A 1,771-nucleotide genomic window follows, 5' to 3' on the forward strand; every position below is an offset into this window, starting at 1 on the left:
ACGTGACCATCGTCCGCGACAAGAAGACCGGCGTGCCGCACATCACGCACCCGGCGTGCACCTCCTCGAACCCCTCGGTTACGTCGAGTTCATGAGCCTGGTGCGCGGCGCCGCCGCCGTGATCACCGACTCCGGCGGGGTGCAGGAGGAGACCACCGTGCTCGGCGTGCCCTGCCTGACGCTGCGCACCACCACCGAACGCCCCGTCACCGTCACCCACGGCACCAACCGCCTGGTCGGCCCCGGCGAGCTGGTCCCCGCCCTGTGCAAGGCGCTCGACGGCGCCCCGGCCGCGCCCGCGGAGGGCCCGCCGCTGTGGGACGGCAAGGCCGGTCCCCGGATAGCCCGCCTGATCACCCGGTGGCTGGAGCACCATGACTGACGCCGCCCCGGACCACGACACCCCCCTCGGCCACCGGGACGCCCGCCACCGCGAGCAGGACGAGCTGATCACCGGCGGCCACCCGGAACTCGACCGGGCCGGCAACGAACTGTTCTACGCCCTCCGGCTCGGCATCCTGCTCACCCTCATCGGCGACCTGCACTCCCCGGCCGCCCCGCTGTTCGTGCTCGACGCGGGCTGCGGCACCGGGTACTTCGCGCGCGCCCTGGACCGCTGCGGCCACCGCGTGGACGCCATCGACACCGACCAGGAGGCGATCGACCGGGCCCGCGCCGCCGGCGACGGCCCCCGCTACACCCGGGCCCGGCTCGACGAGTGGCGCAGCCCCTGGCCGTACGACATCGTGCTCTGCGTCGACGTGCTCTTCCACCTGCCGGGCGACACCGAGTGGGCGGCGGCCCTGCGCAACCTGGCCTCCCTGGTGCGCCTCACCGGCCGGCTGATCGTCACCGACGCGGACACGCCCGTACCCCGCACCCGCGACGGGCGGATCCGGTACCGGCCCGCGGACGGCTACCGCGCCGCCCTCGAACCCCTCGGCCTGCGGCACACCGAGTTCCGGCCGTACGGCTTCCGCGAGGCCGTGACCGGCTTCCACGTCTTCACGAGGATCCGCTGATGCGCCTGACCGATCTGCTCCACCCGCACCTCGACGGCGTCACCACGGTCGTCGACGCCACCGGCCCCGGCCTGCGCCTCGCCCCCTACCTCCACCTTCCCGACGGCGTCACCCCGCGCCGTGACGACGGACGACGCACCCTTCGCGAGGGCGACCTGGTGCTCCTGTCGTACGGGCCCGACCCGGCCGTGCACGGCACCGAGGACGCCCTGCTCGCCGTACTGCGCCGCCTGCGGCCCGGCGCCCGCGGCCTGCTGCTGTTCGGCCACCCCGGGCCCGAACCCCCTTACCACCGGCTGCTGGACGACCTGGTGACCCAGCGCTGCCAGGTGCTGCGCGCCGCCCCGCTCGACTACGCCCACCTGCACGCGGGCGCGGTGCTCACCCGCCTGGCCGGCGACGAACTCCTGCCCCCGCACGACTGGTTCGGCCGCCCGGTGCCCACCGACGGCTTCGCCACCATCCTGCGCACCGCCGACGAGTACGTCCTCGCCGACCTCGCCGCCCGCACCCTGCGCGCCCGCCACCAGGACCTGGAACGCCGCGCCGAGGAGGCCGAACGCGCCCGGGACGCCGCCCGCGAGGACGGACTCGCCGACCGGCTCGCCGTCACCGTACGGGAGAAGGAGCAGCTGGCCTCCGCCCTGCGCCAGGCCCGCGACCGGGTCGAGGTGCTCCAGGCCCGGGTGCACATGCTGGAGGGCTCCACCTCCCTGAAGGTGGGCCGGGCCCTGGTGTCGGCGGCCCGC

General features: G+C 75.3%; 3 protein-coding genes. All 3 read left to right on the forward strand.

What is annotated here, in order from left to right; genetic code table 11:
- Nucleotides 1-382 (forward strand): UDP-N-acetylglucosamine 2-epimerase (locus H5J33_RS33985; protein WP_181798518.1); only part of this gene is annotated, 382 nt, incomplete at its 5' end.
- Nucleotides 375-1,022, forward strand: a complete 648-nt coding sequence (locus H5J33_RS33990) for a bifunctional 2-polyprenyl-6-hydroxyphenol methylase/3-demethylubiquinol 3-O-methyltransferase UbiG (protein WP_181798519.1) — start codon at nucleotides 375-377, stop codon at nucleotides 1,020-1,022. The genes H5J33_RS33985 and H5J33_RS33990, both read left to right, overlap by 8 nt.
- Nucleotides 1,022-1,771: hypothetical protein (locus H5J33_RS33995; RefSeq protein ID WP_181798520.1), on the forward strand; the 750-nt coding region annotated here is incomplete at its 3' end. The genes H5J33_RS33990 and H5J33_RS33995, both read left to right, overlap by 1 nt.

Source organism: Streptomyces sp. WELS2 (assembly GCF_013870595.1).
GTDB lineage: Bacteria > Actinomycetota > Actinomycetes > Streptomycetales > Streptomycetaceae > Streptomyces.

Coding starts and splice junctions, on each gene's coding strand:
- H5J33_RS33990 (WP_181798519.1), top strand. CDS start 375: ATGACTGACGCCGCCCCGGACCACGACACCCCCCTCGGCCACCGGGAC.